This is a genomic window from Caballeronia sp. 11_S32 (assembly GCF_056930355.1).
On record NZ_JBXOWH010000003.1, the window covers coordinates 1,446,671 to 1,466,410 of the forward strand.

Consider the following 19,740-nt stretch of genomic DNA (forward strand, 5'->3'; position numbering starts at 1 on the left):
CTTAACGATGGTTGCGGTTCATGAAGAGCAGCCGCTCGAACAGCGCGACGTCCTGCTCGTTCTTCAGAAGCGCGCCATGCAGCGGCGGCACGATCTGCTTCTGATCCGACGAGCGCAGCGCCTCGGGCGGAATGTCTTCCGCGAGCAGCAGCTTGAGCCAGTCGAGCAATTCGGATGTCGACGGCTTCTTCTTCAGGCCCGACACGCCGCGCAATTCGAAGAAGCTTTGCATCGCCGCGGCGAGCAGGTCCTGCTTGATGTTGGGGAAGTGCACTTCGACGATCGCCTTCATCGTCTCGGCGTCGGGGAACTTGATGTAGTGGAAGAAGCAGCGGCGCAGGAACGCGTCGGGCAACTCCTTCTCGTTGTTCGACGTGATGATGACGAGCGGCCGATGCTTCGCTTTCACGAGTTCGCGCGTCTCGTAGACGTAGAACTCCATGCGGTCGAGCTCGCGCAGCAGGTCGTTCGGAAATTCGATGTCCGCCTTGTCGATCTCGTCGATCAGCAGCACGCTCTGCTGGTCCGATTCGAACGCCTGCCACAGCACGCCCTTCACGATGTAATTGCGGATGTCCTTCACGCGCTCGTCGCCGAGCTGCGAATCGCGCAGGCGCGAGACCGCGTCGTATTCGTAGAGTCCTTGCTGGGCCTTGGTCGTCGACTTGATGTGCCATTGCAGAAGCGGCATGCCGAGCGCCCCCGCGACTTCCTCCGCGAGCATGGTCTTGCCCGTGCCGGGTTCGCCCTTGATGAGCAACGGCCGTTGCAGCGTCATCGCGGCGTTGACCGCGAGCTTGAGATCGTCGGTTGCGACGTATTGCGATGAGCCTTCGAAACGCATGACGAAGATCCGGTTGGCAAAAAAATCCCAGTATAAGTCAGAAGACCTTTCGGCATTGAGGGCCGCCGGGTATCGTTTGAGCCGCTTCATCGGCGGGGTGTGGCAGCGCGCCGACCGCGTTTGGAGCGAGCGCGCAGGCGGGCTCATCGCTTGTACAGGGACGAATTGTCGCAGTCGAAACGGCTGCTTTTCAGCCGATTCCCCTTGCCAGCAAGGCTTCGGCGCGGTTCGCGTGTGGACGGAGGGTAGGTCGCGCGGTACAATTAGCGCGATTTTTTTGGCCTGCGTGGCGATAAACCCTGTTGCAGCAAACAGTCCCGAGAAGCTTGTAATGCGCTCGGCGCGGGCCGCGGCCTTTGGAGCGCCGGATTTCCCCTCAAGCCAGGTTAGAAGAGCTATGAACAATTTCGTCGGCAAATGTGCCGTGATTGCAGCGCTGTCGGGTCTCGCCGGCTTCGCGACCCAGGCGTCGGCCGACGTCGTCGGCAACGCGAAGGCCGCAGAGGGCAAGGTCGCGATGTGTATCGGCTGCCACGGCATCCCCGGCTATCGCACCGCGTACCCCGAGGTTTACGAGGTGCCTATGCTGGGTGGCCAGAACGCGCAGTACATCGCCAATGCGCTGCACGCCTACAAGAAGGGCGACCGCCATTTCGACACGATGCGCGCCATCGCGACGACGCTGTCGGATCAGGACATCGCCGATATCGCCGCGTACTACGCCGCGCAGACTCCCCAATCGAAGAACAATCCCGACAAGTGATCCGCGCGTGACAACGCAAAGCGACAACGGGTAGGAGAATTCATGAAGCCGTCCAAGGCACTTCACACAAGCTTCAAGGCAGCATGCGCGGCAGCGGCGCTCATCGGCATGACGGTCGGCAGCGCGCACGCGGCGGACGTGAGCAACGGCCGCGCGCTCTCCGAAAGCCACAACTGCGCGGCCTGCCACGGCCCCGGCCTGAACAAGCCGGTGAGCGGCGAGTATCCGCGGCTCGCGGGTCAGCATGCGAGCTACATCTACTGGGCGCTGCGCCAATATCAGATCGGCGGCAACAATCCGAACTTCGGCCGCAACAACGCCATCATGGCGGCGCAGGTGCAGAACCTGTCGCTGGGCGACCTGAAGGACATCGCGGCGTATATCGAATCGCTCGACGGCAGCCTCGTGCTGAAGAAGTAAGTCCGCGTCGGATTCGCTCTGAAAACGAAACACCCCGCTTCGAGCGGGGTGTTTCGTTTGAGCGCGCGTTGCGCCGGCGTTCTCGCGGATGCCTAGTCGCGCGATGCGCGGCGTTCGATCAGCGCGAGATAGGCGTCGGTGTCGGGCGGCGTGCCCGAGCGCTGCGCTTCCCAGATCACCTGACCGAGGCAGTCCATGATCGCGTGCTGCGCGTCGTGCGGCGAGCCGAGGCGCGCGACGAGTTTGTCGTGCGCGCGGCGGATGCCCGGCGGCTGATCGATCGAGAGTTGCTCGCTGATCGCGAGATGCATCGACAGATGCAGGAACGGGTTCGTCTGGCCGCGATCGGGCGAGTAATCGGCTTCGCGCGCGTCGGGGTTCGCGAGCGCGTCGTGATACTCGGGATGCTCGCCGATCCAGTCGGCGGCCATGCTTTCGAGCGGCGTCAGAATCTCGCCGGCGCGCTCCTTGCGCCAGGTTTCGGTGAAGAACTGGCGAACTTCGTCGCGACTGGGGTTGAACATAAGATATTGATTCGATTGCGGGTTTCTCAGCCCGTCATTGTAAACCGCGGCGCGCCAGTTCTGCCGAAACGGCTCACTCGACCGGCGCGGGCGTCTTCGGCCGATATTCGCAGAGCGGTTCGATCGCGCAATGCCAGCACTCGGGCACGCGCGCCTTGCAGACGTAGCGGCCGTGCAGAATCAGCCAGTGATGCGCGTCGTGCAGGAACTCCTTCGGCGTGAACTTCTCGAGCGCGGTTTCGACCGCGCGCACGTCCTTGCCGGGCGCAAGCCCCGTGCGATTGGCGACGCGGAAGATGTGCGTATCGACGGCGATCGTCGGCTGCCCGAACGCCGTGTTCAGAATGACGTTCGCGGTCTTGCGGCCCACGCCCGGCAGCGCCTCCAGCGCCTCGCGCTTGTCGGGCACTTCGCCGCCGTATTGATCGATGAGAATGCGGCACGTCGCGATCACGTTCTTCGCCTTCGTGCGATAGAGCCCGATCGTGCGGATGTACTCCGACACGCCTTCTTCGCCGAGCGCGAGCACCGCCGCCGGGGTATTCGCGACGGGGAACATCTTGCGCATCGCCTTGTTGACGGAAACGTCGGTGGCCTGCGCGGAGAGCATCACGGCGATCAGCAGTTCGAACGGAGTCGTGTACTCGAGCTCGGTCGTCGGATGCGGATTCAGGCTTTGCAGCGTCTCGTAGATGGCGTGTCGTTTTTTTGCGTTCATGGTCCGATGTCCGCGCGCTACGCGGGTTTGTCGCCATCGTCGGGGCGGGACGCGTTTTCGTCGTCGTTCAGCCCGAGACGGCGGCGGCGCTCCTCGGCGGCGTCGATCTGCGCCTGCACCGCGGCGCTCACGTGCTCCGTGTTTTTCGGGCCGGCGCCGAGCTGCGCCATCTCTTCCTTTTTCTTGCGCGCGCGTTCGAGCGCGGCCTGAATGATCGCGCGTTTCTTCGCTTCCGGATCGTCGGCCGCGGCCGGCGCCGCCTGCGCCTGGGGTTGCTTGTCTTCGGCTTTCTGCGCTTCCTGCGGCTCTTGCGCCTGCGCCGCGCGCGATGCCTGACGCGCGCTCGCCCGTGCCTCGGCCGCCGCGCGCTCGCGCTCGAGACGCGCCGTGCGCCGGTCGTGCCGCGCGCGCGCCGCATTGGCGTCTTCCTGGCTCCATGCGTCCCAGCCAGTGCGCTCGCCGGTCACGGGCACCATCGCGATGCAGTCGACCGGGCAGGGCGGCACGCACAGATCGCAGCCCGTGCACAGTTCGGCGATGACCGTATGCATCTGCTTCGCCGCCCCGACGATCGCATCGACCGGACACGCCTGCATGCAAAGCGTGCAGCCGATGCACACGTTCTCATCGATCACGGCGAGAGGCCGCGGCCGCTCTTCGCCGTGGGTGACGTCGAGCGGGATCACCGGCTTGCCGAGCAGCGCGGCGAGGCGCGCGACGCCTTCGGCTCCGCCGGGCGGGCACTGGTTGTAGTTGGCCTCGCCCGCGGCGATTGCGTCGGCGTAGGGCCGGCAGGCGGGATAGCCGCACTTGGTGCATTGCGTCTGCGGCAGCAGATCTTCGATGCGCTCAGCGAGCGTCTTGGAAACGGTTGCGGTCACGAGGAATTGCGATGATGCCTGGGGGGACTGGCGCAGCGTGGGCGAATGCGTCGCTGTGATCACGCGCAACGCGCTGCACGCGATGAAAACGCTTCGGCGTCCACGACGACGGCACGCTGCCTGTACGGCGCACGTCCCGCATTCCGGGCGCACGCTCCATTTTGATTGACATTATCGCCGAAGTTGCAGGAGGCCGTGACGGATGCCTTCCAATCCTAATTGCCAATGTTCTTCGATGTGCGCATAATCGAAGCGCTTTTCCGTTTGACCGCAGGACGGTGTTTCCCAATAACCCTGGGCAGCGCCCGTTCACGTCATGTACCCCAATGCGGGCCGCGTGACGCTAATCCGGCAACGCGGCTCCCGAGTCATGCCACCATGAATCAGCCGAAAATCAAAAGAGATCCTGAAGGCACCCGGCGCCGTATTTTGCTTGCCGCCGCAGAAGAGTTCGCTGCCGGCGGGCTATTCGGTGCGCGCGTCGATCAGATCGCCCGCCGGGCGGAGACCAATGAACGCATGCTCTATTACTACTTCGGTAGCAAGGAGCAGCTTTTTACCGCCGTGCTCGAACACGCGCTTTCCGCGCTCGTCGATGCCGAGCGTACGCTCGAACTCGACGGGATCGCGCCTATCGAGGCGATGACACGTCTCGCGCATTTCGTCTGGGATTATTATCGCGATCACCCGGAACTGCTGCGCCTCATCAATAACGAAAACTTGCACGAGGCGAGATATATCAAAGGATCGAATCGAATACGCGAGCTCATTTCGCCCATCGTGGCGACGCTCACGGCCATTCTCGACCGTGGTCAAAAAGCCGGATTGTTTCGCACCGATGTCGATCCGCTCAAGTTCTATATCACGCTGTCGGGGCTCGGCTATTACATCGTCTCGAACCGCTTCACGCTGGAAGCGACCATGGGCCTCGATTTCAGCGACCAGGCGCAGCGCGACCAGATCGTGCGGATGAATACCGAGCTGCTGCTGGCTTATCTGACGCGCCGCTGATCCAGCGCTTTCGCGCACGCGCCGTCCGAAAAGAAAAACGTCGCGCCTTTTGCAAGGCGCGACGTTTTTGTCGATGCGATGGAATCGGTCCCGGCGCGTTCGCGCTTAGGCCGGCACCGCTTCGGTCTTCGGCGTCTTGTCGTGCTCGAGGATGAACTCGCGCAATTGCGGATACACCATCGTGCGCCAGCGGCGTCCGGAGAAGATGCCGTAGTGGCCGGCCTTTTCCGCCGTGAAGTGCCGCTTGTGCTTCGCCGGGATGCCGGTGCACAGGTCATGCGCGGCGCGCGTCTGACCGCTGCCGGAGATGTCGTCGAGCTCGCCTTCGATCGTGAAGAGCGCGGTGTGCTTGATGTCCTGCGGACGCACGAGCTCGTCGTTGACTTCCCACGTGCCTTCCGCGAGCCGGAACTCCTGGAACACGATGCGGATCGTCTCGAGGTAATACTCGGCGGCCATGTCGAGCACGGCGTTGTATTCGTCGTAGAAACGGCGGTGTTGCTCGGCGTCGTCATCGTCGCCGCGCAGCAGATTTTGATAGAAGTCCCAATGGGCCGTGAGATGGCGCTCCGGGTTCATCGCGACGAAGCCCGCATGCTGCAGGAAGCCCGGATACACCTTGCGGCCGACGCCGGGATAGTTGGCCGGCACCGTGTAGATGACGTTGTTCTCGAACCACTCGTAGGAGTGCTCGTTCGCGAGCGAGTTGACCGACGTGGGGCTGCGGCGCGCGTCGATCGGGCCGCCCATCATCGTCATGGTGCGCGGCGTGTCTTCGCCGCGGCTCGCCATCAGCGAAATGGCGGCAAGCACCGGCACGGTAGGCTGACACACGGAAATGACGTGCAGATCCTTCGCGCCGATATGGCGGATGAACTCCTGGATGTACTCGACGTAATCGTCCAGATGGAACGGACCGTTCTCGGTCGGCACCATGCGTGCATCGATCCAGTCGGTGATGTACACCTTGTGGTCCTGCAGGAGCGTGCGCACGGTGTCGCGCAGCAGCGTGGAGTGATGGCCGGAGAGCGGCGCGCACACGAGCACGATCGGCTCGTTCTTGAGCTTGGTGACGGTGGCGCTGTCGTCGGCGAAGCGCTTGAAGCGCAACAGGCGGCAGAACGGCTTCTCGACCACCGTCTGCTCGACGATCGGAATGTTGTGGCCGTCCTTGACGATCTGATGCAGTTCGAACTCCGGCTTCTCGTAGTCCTTGCCGAGCCGGTAGAGCAGTTCGTAACCGGCGGCGAAACGGCTCGAGCCGGGAATGTAGGCGAGGGGACTGGCCGGGTTGACGAACGACTTCGAAGCGGCCTCGGCCCATGCTGTCAGGGGAGACAGCATGGCTCGCTGAAATTCGTGAATTTGATAGAGCATGGTTGCCCCAGTAACTCCGGTGGAAACCGGTACGCCCGTTGATGCCGGCACAACCGGCGACGAGCTTCAACGGCATTCGATGATCCCCGGCTGCGCGGCGGGCTGTCGCCACGCAGCCGGGGCACTGTCTTTCCTGCGATGCTTCAATGCCTTTCCGTGTTGCCACCTGCGCGTTATCGACTTAGGCAAACGAAGCTTGAGTCGAGGCAAGATTTTCCGCGCATTAAACGTTCAATTCAACAATCGGTTGAAATTGCCGGCCTGAAAACAACAGATTCCGACATGTTACGTATTGTGCATTGCAGCAATATTACCGGTAAAGCACTCATTTCGCCAACTAAAACAAACGTTTAAGATTTTCCTGATGCAGCATCGAACTCGGCTTGCGCTTCCGCCTCGTCGTGGTTTTCAGAGCCGGACGGCTGGCCTGTCGCCTTTGCCATTTCCTCTTCGTGACGCATCAGGTTCATCCCGGTATGCACGAGCGCCACGTGGGTGAACGCCTGCGGAAAATTCCCGACCATGCGCTTCGCCACCGTGTCGTACTCCTCGGCCAGCAACCCGACATCGTTAGCTAGACCGACGAGGCGCTCGAACATCTGGTGCGCTTCGTCGATCCGGCCCTGTAATGCCAGGTTGTCGACCAGCCAGAAGCTACAAGCCAGAAACGTGCCTTCCCCGGGCGGCAGTCCATCCGCGACTTCGGCGGTGTGATAGCGCTTCACCAGACCATCGTGCGTCAATTTGGTCTCGATCGCATGTACGGTTCCGGTCACTCGCGGATCTTTTGGCGGCAAAAATCCGAGCAACGGGATCAGCAGCAGGCTTGCATCGAGCGCGTCGCTGCCGTATGCCTGCGTGAAGGAGTTCAGTGCGGGGTTCCAGCTTTTCTTCAGCACCTCGGCGCGGATGCGCGCGCGCATTTCGCGCCAGTGGTCGATCGGTCCGGGGAGATCGAACTTCTCCGATGATTTGATCGCGCGGTCATAGGCGACCCACGCCATGACCTTCGAGAACGTAAAGTGTTGGCGTCCGCCACGCACTTCCCAGATGCCTTCGTCGGGTTGTTCCCAGATGGTGTCGAGATGCTGGAGCATCGCGCACTGGATCGACCAGGCGGTTTCGTCGCTCTGAAGGCCGCCGACGCGCGCGAGATGCAGCGCGTTCATCACTTCGCCGTAGACGTCGAGCTGCAACTGATCGACCGCGCCGTTGCCGATGCGCACCGGCGACGCGCCCTCGTAGCCCGGCAGCCAGGGAATCTCCCATTCGGGCAGGCGGCGCTCGCCGGCAATGCCGTACATGATCTGAATCTGCGACGGCGAGCCCGCCATCACACGCCCCAGCCACGCCCGCCACGCGCGGGCTTCGTCGTAGTAGCCGCCGCGCATCATCGCGAGCAGGGTGATGGTCGCGTCGCGCAGCCAGCAGTAGCGATAGTCCCAGTTGCGCGTGCCGCCCAGCTGCTCGGGAAGGGAGGTCGTCGGCGCCGCGACGATGCCGCCCGTCGGTTCATAGGCGAGCGCCTTAAGCGTGATGAGCGAACGGCGGATCGCGCTCGCCCATCGGCCGTTGAGCTCGCTTTGGCCGGACCATTCGCGCCAGTGATTCTCAGTGCGCGCGAGCTGGGTATGCGGATCGGACGCGTGCGGCAGGCGCAGATGCGATTGCGAATAACACAGCGAGAAGGGCACGCGCTCGCCCGCCTTGATATCGAAGCAGGCAGTCGTATGCATGTTCTCGCCGACGAGATCGACCGGCGTGCGCAGGACGGCGAGATCCGGTCCTGCGATCGCGCGGATGCCGCTGTCGTCGGGCAGACGGCTGACCCAGGGCACGGCGGAGCCGTAATCGAAGCGCAGCACGAGTTCCATTTTCATGCGCACGGTGCCGCGCCGTCCGATCACGATGCGCACGAGCTCCGAATGGCCGTTGCGCAGCGGCATGAAGTCGACGAGCGTCACCGCGCCTTCCGGCGTTTCGAAATCCGTTTCGAGGACGAGCGTGTCCTCGCGATAGCGGCGGCTGATGACGGGCGATTCGCCGTCCGGCATCTCGGGTGCGATGAGCCAGCGGCCGTGCTCGGGCGTGCCGAGCAAGGCGGCAAAGCAGGCGCCGGAGTCGAAGCGCGGCCAACAGAGCCAGTCGACGGAGCCGTTGCGGGAGATGAGGGCGGCGGTATGGCCGTCGCCGACCATCGCATAATCTTCGATCAGTGCTGGCATAAGCAAACATCTTCCTGCTGGCGGCGCGGGACGAAGCGCGGCGCGCCGCGGGTTGAGCGAAGGATTCGGGGCGCAGGTGCGGCGGGCCCCGGGCGAAACGCGGCGTCGTCGATGAGCGACAAGCACGCCTTGCATGCCTTCTGGCCGCATTCTGCCGCAATCGTTCGCAGCAAGCAGAAAACCGGGCCGCCGCGATCACGGCGCGCAACACCCGATGCGGCGGCATGCCGCCCCCGCTTGGCGGAAAAACGCGAACGAAGCGCCGATTACGCCGTTGATCAAACATTCGACTGATGTTTAGAATGCAGTTTCGCGAAAGGTGCAGACGCCGCTTCCCGTTCCTTGCATCCGGCACTGAAACTCTCCCGCCTTTCGCGCGTCTTTCAAACATGGCCCTCACCGATCCCATCCATACGGGCCGTGCAGCTGATCCGCAAATCGTCGTGCGCCGAACCGGTCTCGCCGGCTTCATCGACCGGTCCCTAACGTAGCGTTTTCGAGGAACGGAATCCCATGCTCTATCCGTCGAAAGCCGATTGCATCGCCGTTCTATCCGCCGCGAGCCGCGTCTCCGACGCCGAAGCGCTGCTCGCGCTCGATCACAAGCACCTCGGCCTGTCGCGCAACGCGATGGAAACCGCCGCGGCCTTTCTCACCGAGCGCGGCTGCTTCAGCCGCTATAGCTTCGGCACCGCGGGCGTTTCGGTCGGTGCGCTGTCGTTGCAGGGACGCCTGCGTCTCGATCAGCTCGCAAACGGCTGACAGGACGCGCAAGCCCGGCGCGGCCTGTCCGGGTGTTCTTCTTTCGTGACACTTTGCGCACGCGCGCGGGTCAACCCGTGCGTGTGCGTTCGCACGTGCGCGCGCAGCCGCGGAACCGCCGCCGCGAATCGGCGTCACACGGTCAGCCGCGGACACGCTAGAAATGCGTCGATCCCATGCCGAACAGGCCGATCAGCCCGATCACGATCAGATAGATCGCGACGATGAAATTCAACAGCCGCGGCATGATGAGAATGAGCACTCCGGCGATCAGGGAGACCAGCGGACCAAGGGCGAGGTGGATAGTCATCGCGGCAACTCCTGTTGTTGGTTCGAATCGTGTCGGCCGGCCTGGCGTGCGTGGTGTATCTTGACTGCGAGCCGCCATCGGTTGCGAGGGCGCTCACGTCTTTTGGAGCGGAACTTGCTCCCGCACGTCACGGGCCTTGCGATGCCGGCGCACGCGCGCGTCGCCCCATAACAAGCAGCAAAGAGACGATGAGGAGGTTTCATGCACCCGAGCCATCCCCGCGGCGCGAATACGCTCATGTCTGCCTTGCAAGACGCGCGCCTGCCGCATGCGCGGCCGATCGCCTGGGCGAAGGGCGTCGCGCTGATGCTTTCGCTGGCGGCGGCGCAGGCCTTCGCTCAGACGGCTGCCACGCCCGCCACGCCTGGCGCTGCGAGCGGCGCGGCGCCGCTGAACGCGTCGAGTGGCGAGGTCTACGATCTGCTCATCGGCACCTATACGGGCGGCGGCAAGAGTGAAGGCATCTATGTATATCGATTCGATACCGGCAGCGGCGAGCTGTCGCGCATCGCGTCGGCGCAGACGGTAAATCCTTCATATCTCGCCGTGAGCCGCGACCGGAATTACGTGTACGCCGTGAACGAATTGCCCGGCGACAACGGCCCGGCGACGCAGCGCGGCGGCGTAAGCGCCTTTCGCTTCGACCGCGCGAGCGGCCAGTTGAGCTTCCTCAATCGCGTTTCGTCGGACGGCAACGATCCGTGCTATCTCGCGATCTCACCTGACGGCAAGTATCTCCTCACCGCCAATTACTCGGTCGCGTCCAATCCCGGCGGCAGCTTCGCGGTCTTTCCGCTCACCGCCGACGGCCACGTCGGTACGTCGGTGCTGACCGTGCATCACGAGGGCGGCGGGCCGGTGAAGGGGCGGCAGGACAATTCGCACGTCCACTCGACCGTGTTCTCGCCGGACGGCAAATACCTTTTCGCGCAGGATCTCGGCGTCGACAAGGTGTACGGCTACCGCTACACGCCCGATCCGTCGGCATCGAGCCGCGGCCTGTTCGGTCCGACCGAAGCGCGCTACACGCCGATCAAGCCCGGCTCCGGTCCGCGCCATCTGATCTTCGATGAAAGCGGCCGGCACGCCTATCTGACGACGGAGCTGAATGCATCGGTGCTCGTGTTCGATTACCGCGACGGCAACCTCACGCAGGTCCAGGCCGCGTCGATGATCGCGCCGGGTTTCAGAGGCAAGATCGGCGGCGGCGCGATCCATCTGTCGCCGGACGGACGCTTCCTCTACGCCACCAACCGCGGCGACGCGAACGAGCTCGTCGCGTTCTCGGTCGATCCGAAGAACGGCCATCTGAAGCTCATCAAGCGCTATCCGACGCTCGGCAAGACGCCGCGCGAATTCGCGATCGATCCGACCGGGCGCTGGCTCATCGTCGGCAATCAGGAGAGCGACAGCGCGTACTTCTTCCGCCGCGATCCGCAAACGGGCGAGCTCGCGTCCGATCCGAAGCGGCTGTCGATCGGCTCGCCGGTCGATTTCAAGTTCGTATCGCCTTCGTGACAGACTAGCTAGGTTCGGAGGCGGCCGACGCGCCGCGCTCCACCCAGCGACACGCGGTCCGACGAAGATGAAAAAAATCCTGGTCAAGGCGGTCACTGTTTCGATGTTGTGCGCGCCGCTCGCGGTCCATGCGAGCGACAAGGAATGCGACTACAAGCGTGACTGGATGTCGTCGGCGTGCGAGCGCGTGATGCGCGTCTGGCACGACGGCACCTGGGATCTGTACCTGACGGGCTATGGCTGGCATATCAATGGCTACGACGACCCGGACCACCTCAACGCCAATTCATGGGGCGGCGGCGCGGGCAAGCACTGGACCGACGCGAACGGCAATCAGGACATCCTGTTCGCGTTCGCCTTTCTCGACTCCCACAAGAACATCCAGCCGATCGCGGGCTACGCGCGGCAGTGGTACACGAATCCGGTGCTGGGCGGTCTGTCGGTCGGCGGCGGCTTCTTCGCGGGTTTCACCGCGCGCAGCGACATCGCACACTATCTGCCGCTGCCGCTCGCTCTGCCGATCGGCTCGCTGCGTTATCAGCGCGCATCGATCATGGCGACGTTCATCCCGCGCATACCGGGCATCAACAAGGGCGATGTCGCGTTTTTCTGGGGCCGCTATGAATTCTAGTAGGATGCCTCCGGTGTCCACTTTTCCGCGTGCGCGCGACTGAAAGGTGTACTGAGGAAACTGAAAGGCAATGGCAGGGAACGCAAGTTGAACACCACTCACACATTCGACGCGAGGGAGCGCCCGGCGAGGCGCAGCGAACCGGCGCCGCCGGGATTCATCAGCGCCTTCAGCTTCAAGGGCGGCGAAGCGCTGCGGCTCTCGTGGGACGAAGCGCGCGAATCCATCGCGGGGGAAGGGCCGACGTGGCTGCATCTGTCCGCGAACGACGACACCGTCGAAGGCTGGCTCGAAGGCGTCACGTCGATGCCCGATGTCGCGCGCGAGTTCCTGAACGGCGAGGACAAGCGTCCGCGCGTGCATATCGGCTCGAACTTCATGTACGGCGTCGTCGCGGATCTGGAGCTCGTCGCGAAGACGCCGGATGCCGCCGCGCCCGGCGCGCGCGAGGCGAACCGCGCGACCGGCGCGCTGCGCTTCTACGTCGACAGGCATCGCATGGTCACGGTGCGCGCGCGGCCGCTCGAATCGACTGACCGGCTGCGTCACGCAGTGCTGGAAGGCGCGACCTTCCGCGATACCGTCGATCTCTTCGCGGGCCTCATCCGCGCGCTGAACGATACCTTCGCGGACCGCATCGACGAAATCGGCGACTGTCTCGACGATGTCGAGGAGAACGTGCTCGAAGGCAGCCATTCCAAATGCCGCGCGGTGCTGGGCGACGTGCGGCGGCGCATCGTCGAAGTGCGGCGTTTCATCGATCCTGAGCGCAACGCGCTGACGCAACTCGTGCTGCGCAAGCTGGAATGGGCCGAGCCGCGCTCGATGGAGGCGCTGACGCAGGCGATACAGGTGTTGAACGGCCTGGGCGGCGGCCTGGAAGGGCTCTACGAGCGCGCGAAGCTTTTGCAGGATGAAATCGCGGCGGCGCTTTCGGAGGACATCAACCGCAAGCTGCTGTGGCTCGCGATCATGTCCGCGCTGCTGTTGCCCGCCACGCTCGTGACGGGCATCTTCGGCATGAATGTGGCCGGGCTGCCGGGCACGAAAGATCCGGAATCGTTCTGGATCGTGGTTGGCGTGATGGCGTGCGGCGCCGCCATCACGATCTTTCTCCTGCGCCGTTTGCGGCTCTGGTAAGGGTCAGTCGGCCGGTCCGGGCGGCGCGAGCACTTCGCGGTTGCCGTTGGTGCCCATCGGCGAGACGAGGCCGGCCGTTTCCATCTGCTCGACGAGACGCGCCGCGCGGTTATAGCCGATGCGCAATTGCCGCTGCACCGACGAAATCGACGCGCGCCGCGTGCGCACGACGAAGGCCACGGCTTCGTCATAGAGCGGATCGGCTTCGGCGTCGGGCGAATCGCCGAAGAGGTCTTGCGTGCCGCCCCCTTCACCCGTCGGCCCGGAAAGAATGCCTTCCTCGTACTCCGGCTCGCCGAACTGCTTCAGATGCTCGACCACGCGATGCACTTCGTCGTCCGCGACGAACGCGCCGTGCACGCGCTGCGGATAGCCGGTGCCGGGCGGCAGGAACAGCATGTCGCCCGCGCCGAGCAGCGATTCCGCGCCCATCTGGTCGAGAATCGTGCGTGAGTCGATCTTCGACGACACCTGGAACGCGACCCGCGTCGGAATGTTCGCCTTGATGAGGCCGGTGATCACGTCCACCGAAGGCCGCTGCGTCGCGAGGATCAGGTGGATGCCCGCCGCACGCGCTTTCTGCGCGAGACGCGCGATCAGCTGCTCGATCTGCTTGCCCGCGACCATCATCAGGTCCGCGAGCTCGTCGATGACCACGACGATGAGCGGCAAGGTGGACAGCGGCTCCGGCGCGTCGGGGGTGAGCGAGAACGGGTTCGTGAGCTTCTTGCCCGCCGCCTCGGTGTTGCGGATCTTCTGGTTGAAGCCCTGCAAATTGCGCACGCCGACCGCCGACATCAGCCGGTAGCGCTTCTCCATCTCGCCGACGCACCAGTTCAGCGCGTTCGACGCGAGCTTCATGTCGGTGACGACCGGCGCGAGCAGATGCGGAATGCCTTCGTAGACGGAAAGCTCGAGCATCTTCGGATCGATCATGATGAGGCGCACGTCCTCGGGCTTCGCCTTGTAGAGCAGCGAGAGGATCATCGCGTTGATGGCGACGGATTTGCCCGAGCCCGTCGTGCCCGCGACCAGCATGTGCGGCGCCTTCGCGAGATCCGTGACGACCGGATTGCCGATGATGTCCTTGCCCATCGCGATCGTCAGATTCGACTTCGAGTTGCGATAGACGTCCTGCTCGAGAATCTCCGAGAGGCGAATCATCTGGCGCTTCTGATTCGGCAGCTCGAGACCCATGCAGGTCTTGCCGGGAATCGTCTCGACGACGCGGATCGACGTGAGGCCGAGGCCGCGCGAGAGATCCTTCATCAGCCCGACGATCTGGCTGCCGCGCACGCCGAGCGCCGGCTCGACCTCGAAACGCGTGATGACCGGACCCGCGGACGCGCCGACCACCGTCACCGGCACCTTGAATTCCTGCAGACGCTGCTCGATCAACTGGCCCGTTTCGTTCAGGCGCTCTTCCGAGACCGGTTCGATTTCGCCGGAGGCGGGCTCGAGCAGATCGAGCGTCGGCAGCTCTACCGACGATGCGTGCGGCGCGTGGAATTCGAATCCATTCGGCGCGGAGGCGCGCACGGGCGCGCGCGGCTCGGACGGGGCGGGCTGAGCGCCGGGTGCGGCCGCTGCGGCCGGTGCTGCCGTGGTGATGGCCGTGCTGACGGCGCCCGGGAAGCGCACGATGTTCGACGGCGACGCGAATTCGTCGCCCACCGCCTGACGCTCGGCGATGGGCTGTTCCTCTTCCTCCTCGGCTGGCGCTTCGAGCTCGGCCTCCGGCTCGTCGACGATACGCAAGAGCGGCGGGGCAGGGGGCTCGTTGCCGTCCTCGCTGGACTCGAAAGCGTCCAGCCACGGGGGCGTCGGCGTGATCTCGCGGAAGTGCGGCTCTTTTGGCGGTTCTTCGGCGAGCGGCGCGGGTTTCGCCTCGTTCGACTCGGGCGGCGGCGCGGACGGCATCGCTTCATGCGCGGTTTGTCCGACGACGGGTTCCTCGGGCTGCGGCGCTTGCATCGGCTCCTCGTCGCTTGCAGGCGGCGCGACCGGGTCGATAGACGCGGGCGTATCGGTCATCGCGAGCGCGACGTCGGGAATGGCCGGCTTCGGCAGGCGGAAGTCGAAGAGCGGCGGCGGTTCGACGAGCGCGGGCGCGATCGCGTGGGCATCGATCAGCGGCGATTCGATGCGCTCGTCGATTTCCGGTCCTTCCGGTCCTTCCGGCATTTCCGGCGTCTCCGGGACCTCGGCGGGCGTCGTCGTGGTTTCCGGTTCCGCGCGCGCCTCATGCTCCGCCTCGACGATGTCCGGCATCGCGGCATCGACGTTCAACGGCGCCGACGCTTCGGCGCTCGGCTCGATGACGGACTGTCCGGCGCGCGTCATCGCCACATGGCCGCGAGCGAGACTCGCGCCGGCCAGCGACGTCCACAGCGCGGCCTTCTCTTCGATCGAGCGCAGCGTCGCCTGAATCGCATCGGGCGCGGGCGGCGGCGTGGGCGGCCCGAGCGACGTAGCCGGGCGCGAGAAGGCGGGCGCGGCGAGCGGCTCGGGCGCGAACTCGCGTGTTGCGGCGACTGCGGCGGGGCGCACGGCAGGGCGTCTGAGACCCTGCGGCGATTGCGGCACGGACGGTTTGCGCGCCGGGTTCACCCCCGTCGCGGTGGACGTGGACATGCTCGCCATGCCCGCTGCGCGCTGCGCGGGCATCGAAGTCACCGGTCTGCGCGCGGGCTCGGTTCGCGGCGCGGCCAGCGGCGGCGTCGGGACGCGCGGCTTTTCGGTGGCGACGGATGCGCGCAGGCCCGAGCCCGAAGGTTCGAACGCGGATGCCCGGCGCGGCGGATACTGCGTGCGGCCATCGCCGTTCGCCGGCGACTCGGAGTGATCCAGCCAGCCCAGGGGAGCGACCGGCTCCATCTGCGGCAACGGGGGCGAGACGCCGGCTGCTTCGAACGCCGGACGTTTGGCATAAGCCTCGGCGGTGGCAATGGCGCTCGTGCCGGCGCTCGCCGCACGATTCGCGGCGCCCTTGCCCACCGAGGGCGGACGCCACACGGTCGGCCGCTGATAACGGCTGCCGCGGCCACCGGTCGGAAGACCGAGCGTCGGCTCGTCGGGTGAAATGCGCGACTGCGGCGCATCGAAACGTTCGGCGCGATGGCCGCGTTCCTGGGTATCGCGCGAGGCTTTCGCGCGGGAACGGCGCTCGAACCAGCCGGGCGCTTTTTCGCGTTTCGGCGCGGCTTGACGAGGTTCGGGATCGCGTTCTCGCGGCGTGAGCCAGCTTTGCGGCAGGCCGAAGCCGAATGCCTCGTCGGCCCAGGCGAGCACCGAGCGCCAGCTGAACTCGATGAGCCAGGGCAGGAAGATCGCGAGCACGATCGCCGCGATCGCGGTTGCGCCGCCCGGATGCGCGAGCGCGCTCAGCGCCGAGGCGAGCGCCCTTCCGAGGCGGTTGATGTCCGTCTGCGTTTCGAGCGCGTTCACGAGCGCGCCTTCGAGCGTGCTGCTCGAGAGCAGCACGGCGACAAAGCCGAGCCATAGGCGGATCGTGCCGGGGCCGCGCCCGCCGCCACCGCCCGGCAGCACCAGTTTGACGAGGCGCCAGAAGAGCGCGAGGAACCAGATGACCGATGCACCGAACCAGCCGAGAACTACCATGTGCATGCTTGAGAATGAATCAATGTTGGGTGAAACGAATGTGACTGCAATCCAGGGACCGCGGCCTGCCCGCAGCTATCGCGCGTGCCGGCCGGGCTGGTCGATCGAGCAGTTTAACGGCTGCGGCACGCGCACGAAGCAGGTGCCGCAAGTACGCAACACCTGTGTTCGATAAAAGCGTGCGGCGCACGCGCGCACGCGGCATTCACTTCGCGCGCGGTGTGAAGGTCAGCACCTGACCGTCGTCGAGCGTCAGTTGCAACGCTTGCGGCGGGTTCATCTGCACGCCGCTCTTCGCGACATGCGCGAGCGCGTCGAGATACGGCCGCTCCAGCGCGGCGCCTGCGCCCGATACGCACGCCATGCGCGTGCCGGCGAGCGGGCCGAAGCTGAGCTTGCCGTCCTTCAGCGCGTATGTGCCGCTGAAGCGGTTGCAGCCCGAGAAACCGCTTGCCCGGCGATGGCCGCTCGCGGTCGACAGATCGAGCGTGATGGGCTGCGCGTTGTCCTGACCCGCTTGCGGCACCGCGCGCGGCTGGCCGGCCGCGTCAGTCCAGCTCGCGAGCTCCCACTGCGTGTCGTCGAGCAGTTGCGTGGCGGCGGGATTATAGGGATCGGTGAGCGGCGCGCTCGCATCGGGATGCTTCGGCATCGCGCAGCCCGCGACGACGCCCGCCGCGATGAGCATCGCGCATGCGCGGGAAACCAGCGAAAGCGCTTCTTTGCGGCGCGACAGGAAACCGGACGATGAGCGCGGCGACCGGGAAACCGGCGTGGAGGCTGGCGCGCGAAGGAAGTGCGTGGGCATCGATGATCCTGAAGCTGGCTAAACCGTAAGCGTATCGCACTCGTCCTACGATTTGTCCAGCTTTCGCTTGCAACAAAATGAACGGGCCCACTGTTCACGCGCTTTCAACGATCGCGCCCGCGCGGGGAATTCCAATGCGCATTCGTGTGTCAATACCGCTTGTGACGACGCTGTCAATAGACCGGACGGCAAAGTGTCGCTGCGGGCGCTGCGTGTTAACATCGCGCCCAATTCGCCGCTTTCCGCTTCACATGAAGCTTCATTGGCCTCATTACCCGATTCATTCCGGAGCACTCATGCAGACCGATCCACTCCGCGCTGACGCCCTGCGCATCGGCACGCCGCTTTCCCCCAACGCCACGCGCGTGATGCTGCTCGGCGCGGGCGAGCTCGGCAAGGAAGTGATCATCGCGCTGCAGCGCCTCGGCGTCGAAGTGATCGCGGTCGATCGTTATGCGAACGCGCCGGGGCATCAGGTCGCGCATCGTGCGCACGTGATCGACATGACCGACGCCGCCGCGCTGCGCGCGCTCGTCGAAAAGGAACAGCCGCATCTGATCGTGCCGGAGATCGAGGCGATCGCCACCGACGCGCTCGCGGATATCGAAGCGGCCGGCCTCGCGACCGTCATTCCGACGGCCCGCGCCACGCAGCTCACGATGAACCGCGAGGGCATTCGCCGTCTCGCGGCCGAGGAGCTCGGCCTGCCGACATCGCCTTATGCGTTCGCGCAATCGCTCGACGAGATGAAGGCGGCGATCGCGAAAATCGGCTTTCCGTGCGTCGTGAAGCCGGTGATGTCGTCGTCGGGCAAGGGGCAGTCGGTGCTGAAAAGCGACGCCGATGTCGAACCCGCGTGGAACTATGCGATGGCGGGCGGCCGCGTGAATTTCGGGCGTGTGATCGTCGAGGGTTTCATCGACTTCGAATACGAAATCACGCAGCTCACCGTGCGCGCGGCGGACGCTGAAAGCGGCGCGACGCAGACGTACTTCTGCGAACCGATCGGCCATGTCCAGGTGGCGGGCGATTACGTCGAATCGTGGCAGCCGCAGGCAATGAGCCCGGCTGCGCTCGAAAAGTCGCGCGATGTCGCCGCCAAGGTGACGACCGCGCTCGGCGGCCGCGGGCTCTTCGGCGTCGAGCTCTTCGTGCGCGGCGACGACGTCTGGTTCTCGGAAGTCAGCCCGCGCCCGCACGACACCGGCCTCGTCACGCTCGCGACGCAGCGCTTCTCCGAGTTCGAACTGCATGCGCGCGCGATCCTCGGCTTGCCCGTCGATACCGCCTTGCGCGCGCCGGGCGCGTCCGCCGTGATCTACGGCGGGCTGGACGAAAAGGGCATCGCGTTCGAAGGCGTCGCGCAGGCGCTCGCCGTGCCCGGCGCGGATTTGCGGCTCTTCGGCAAGCCAGAGAGCTTCGCGAAGCGCCGCATGGGCGTCGCGCTCGCGACGGGCGCCGACACGGACGAAGCGCGCGAGCGCGCGAAGCTCGCGGCGTCGAAGGTCAGGCCGGTTTCGGCCAGATGACCGGCGTCCACGCGCTGGCGGGGGTAATGACTTGAACGTGAAGTGGAAAGTGCTCGCCGCGCTCGTCGCGGCATCCCTCGGCCTCTCGGGCTGCGGGCTCGCGGCGGCGCCGTGCCGGATCGTGTCGGCGGGGCTCAAGATCGTGCCGGTCGTCGGACACGTCGCGGCCGCGCCGACCGATGCGTGCGCGGACGTGATCGATCCGTGAACGGCCATGCCCGCATCGACTTCCAACGAATCGCGGATCGAATGATGAAGACACTTCTCGCGCTTACCTTCACGTCGCTCGTCGCCGGGGCGGCATTCGCGATGCCGCTCACCGTGCCGCAGATCCAGACCGCGTCGACGCAAACCACGCGCTACGACTGCAAGGACGGCAAGAACGTGTCGGTGCAGTACACCAATACGCGCAACCATCAGAGCTTCGCGGCGCTGACCGTCGACGGGCGCAAGCTGCTGTTCGTGAACGTGGTCGCGGGATCGGGCGCGAAATACGTCGCCGATCAATACACGTGGTGGACCAAGGGTCCGCAGGCCAATCTATATGACGAGATGGCCGCGAAGGATGCGCCGCCGCTGCTTGCGGATTGCGAGGCGCGCAAGAAGTAGGCGCGGCGCGTGGCTGAATGCCGCCGGCCGCGCACTGCGCGCCGCGGGA

General features: G+C 65.2%; 20 protein-coding genes. 11 read left to right on the top strand and 9 right to left on the bottom strand.

Going from position 1 to position 19,740, the window contains the following annotated elements:
* Window position 1: 1 nt before the first annotated feature.
* Entirely contained in the window at window positions 2-844 is an 843-nt protein-coding gene (locus AC1Z32_RS18355) for an AAA family ATPase (RefSeq protein ID WP_483479956.1), read from the bottom strand.
* 397 nt (window positions 845-1,241) lie between these two features.
* Between AC1Z32_RS18355 and AC1Z32_RS18360 the strand changes: the two genes are divergently transcribed.
* Window positions 1,242-1,607, top strand: coding sequence for a c-type cytochrome (locus tag AC1Z32_RS18360; RefSeq protein ID WP_061121774.1), 366 nt, complete (start codon window positions 1,242-1,244; stop codon window positions 1,605-1,607).
* Window positions 1,608-1,649: 42 nt separating this feature from the next.
* On the top strand, window positions 1,650-2,027 hold the full coding sequence (locus AC1Z32_RS18365; RefSeq protein ID WP_483479957.1) for a c-type cytochrome: 378 nt from the start codon (window positions 1,650-1,652) through the stop codon (window positions 2,025-2,027).
* Window positions 2,028-2,119: 92 nt separating this feature from the next.
* Here AC1Z32_RS18365 and AC1Z32_RS18370 read toward each other — a convergent pair whose 3' ends face one another.
* The 3 genes from AC1Z32_RS18370 to rsxB form a co-directional block, all read right to left on the bottom strand.
* Entirely contained in the window at window positions 2,120-2,551 is a 432-nt protein-coding gene (locus AC1Z32_RS18370; protein ID WP_483479958.1) for a DUF1841 family protein, read from the bottom strand.
* 73 nt (window positions 2,552-2,624) lie between these two features.
* The gene (nth, locus tag AC1Z32_RS18375) at window positions 2,625-3,269 is read right to left on the bottom strand and encodes an endonuclease III (RefSeq protein ID WP_483479959.1); all 645 of its coding nucleotides are present in this window, start codon (window positions 3,267-3,269) and stop codon (window positions 2,625-2,627) included.
* A 17-nt stretch (window positions 3,270-3,286) separates the two neighbouring features.
* Window positions 3,287-4,150 (bottom strand): electron transport complex subunit RsxB, encoded by an 864-nt coding sequence (gene rsxB / locus AC1Z32_RS18380; protein WP_483479960.1) that lies wholly within the window; start codon window positions 4,148-4,150, stop codon window positions 3,287-3,289.
* A gap of 378 nt (window positions 4,151-4,528) precedes the next feature.
* Here rsxB and AC1Z32_RS18385 point away from each other — a divergent pair, with 378 nt between their 5' ends.
* On the top strand, window positions 4,529-5,161 hold the full coding sequence (locus AC1Z32_RS18385; RefSeq protein WP_483481672.1) for a TetR/AcrR family transcriptional regulator: 633 nt from the start codon (window positions 4,529-4,531) through the stop codon (window positions 5,159-5,161).
* A gap of 105 nt (window positions 5,162-5,266) precedes the next feature.
* Here the strand turns inward: AC1Z32_RS18385 and AC1Z32_RS18390 are convergent, their stop codons facing one another.
* Window positions 5,267-6,538 carry a polyhydroxyalkanoate depolymerase gene (locus AC1Z32_RS18390; RefSeq protein WP_062602784.1) on the bottom strand — a complete coding sequence of 424 codons (1,272 nt, stop codon included), beginning with the start codon at window positions 6,536-6,538 and terminating at the stop codon, window positions 5,267-5,269.
* 350 nt (window positions 6,539-6,888) lie between these two features.
* Window positions 6,889-8,763, bottom strand: a complete 1,875-nt coding sequence (locus tag AC1Z32_RS18395; RefSeq protein ID WP_483479961.1) for a glycoside hydrolase family 15 protein — start codon at window positions 8,761-8,763, stop codon at window positions 6,889-6,891.
* 111 nt (window positions 8,764-8,874) lie between these two features.
* Between AC1Z32_RS18395 and AC1Z32_RS18400 the strand changes: the two genes are divergently transcribed.
* Together AC1Z32_RS18400 and AC1Z32_RS18405 are read left to right on the top strand one after the other, a co-directional pair.
* Window positions 8,875-9,057: a hypothetical protein gene (locus AC1Z32_RS18400; RefSeq protein WP_483479962.1), complete on the top strand. Its 183-nt coding sequence runs from the start codon at window positions 8,875-8,877 to the stop codon at window positions 9,055-9,057.
* A gap of 219 nt (window positions 9,058-9,276) precedes the next feature.
* Window positions 9,277-9,525, top strand: coding sequence for a hypothetical protein (locus AC1Z32_RS18405; RefSeq protein ID WP_483479963.1), 249 nt, complete (start codon window positions 9,277-9,279; stop codon window positions 9,523-9,525).
* Between the two features lie 157 nt (window positions 9,526-9,682).
* On the opposite strand, the gene AC1Z32_RS18410 is transcribed toward AC1Z32_RS18405, so the two are convergent.
* Entirely contained in the window at window positions 9,683-9,835 is a 153-nt protein-coding gene (locus tag AC1Z32_RS18410; protein WP_483479964.1) for a DUF3096 domain-containing protein, read from the bottom strand.
* 237 nt (window positions 9,836-10,072) lie between these two features.
* Between AC1Z32_RS18410 and AC1Z32_RS18415 the strand changes: the two genes are divergently transcribed.
* The 3 genes from AC1Z32_RS18415 (at window position 10,073) to AC1Z32_RS18425 (ending at window position 13,124) form a co-directional block, all read left to right on the top strand.
* Window positions 10,073-11,353 carry a lactonase family protein gene (locus AC1Z32_RS18415; RefSeq protein ID WP_483479965.1) on the top strand — a complete coding sequence of 427 codons (1,281 nt, stop codon included), beginning with the start codon at window positions 10,073-10,075 and terminating at the stop codon, window positions 11,351-11,353.
* 67 nt (window positions 11,354-11,420) lie between these two features.
* Complete coding sequence (locus AC1Z32_RS18420; protein ID WP_483479966.1) at window positions 11,421-11,984, top strand: antimicrobial peptide resistance and lipid A acylation PagP; 564 nt, start codon at window positions 11,421-11,423, stop codon at window positions 11,982-11,984.
* Between the two features lie 87 nt (window positions 11,985-12,071).
* A complete protein-coding gene (locus AC1Z32_RS18425) occupies window positions 12,072-13,124 on the top strand; it encodes a CorA family divalent cation transporter (RefSeq protein ID WP_483479967.1) in 1,053 nt (350 codons plus the stop codon).
* 3 nt (window positions 13,125-13,127) lie between these two features.
* Here the strand turns inward: AC1Z32_RS18425 and AC1Z32_RS18430 are convergent, their stop codons facing one another.
* Both AC1Z32_RS18430 and AC1Z32_RS18435 read right to left on the bottom strand, forming a co-directional pair.
* Window positions 13,128-16,745, bottom strand: coding sequence for an FtsK/SpoIIIE family DNA translocase (locus AC1Z32_RS18430; RefSeq protein WP_483479968.1), 3,618 nt, complete (start codon window positions 16,743-16,745; stop codon window positions 13,128-13,130).
* A 205-nt stretch (window positions 16,746-16,950) separates the two neighbouring features.
* Complete coding sequence (locus AC1Z32_RS18435) at window positions 16,951-17,433, bottom strand: META domain-containing protein (RefSeq protein ID WP_483481673.1); 483 nt, start codon at window positions 17,431-17,433, stop codon at window positions 16,951-16,953.
* Window positions 17,434-17,849: 416 nt separating this feature from the next.
* On the opposite strand from AC1Z32_RS18435, the gene purT reads away from it, so the two are divergent.
* From purT to AC1Z32_RS18450, 3 genes are read left to right on the top strand one after another with little or no spacing between them, the layout of a single operon-like run.
* Window positions 17,850-19,082: a formate-dependent phosphoribosylglycinamide formyltransferase gene (gene purT / locus AC1Z32_RS18440; protein WP_483479969.1), complete on the top strand. Its 1,233-nt coding sequence runs from the start codon at window positions 17,850-17,852 to the stop codon at window positions 19,080-19,082.
* 37 nt (window positions 19,083-19,119) lie between these two features.
* Window positions 19,120-19,290, top strand: coding sequence for a DUF6726 family protein (locus AC1Z32_RS18445; RefSeq protein WP_483479970.1), 171 nt, complete (start codon window positions 19,120-19,122; stop codon window positions 19,288-19,290).
* Window positions 19,291-19,334: 44 nt separating this feature from the next.
* Window positions 19,335-19,691, top strand: coding sequence for an MliC family protein (locus AC1Z32_RS18450; protein WP_483481674.1), 357 nt, complete (start codon window positions 19,335-19,337; stop codon window positions 19,689-19,691).
* Window positions 19,692-19,740: the final 49 nt, after the last annotated feature.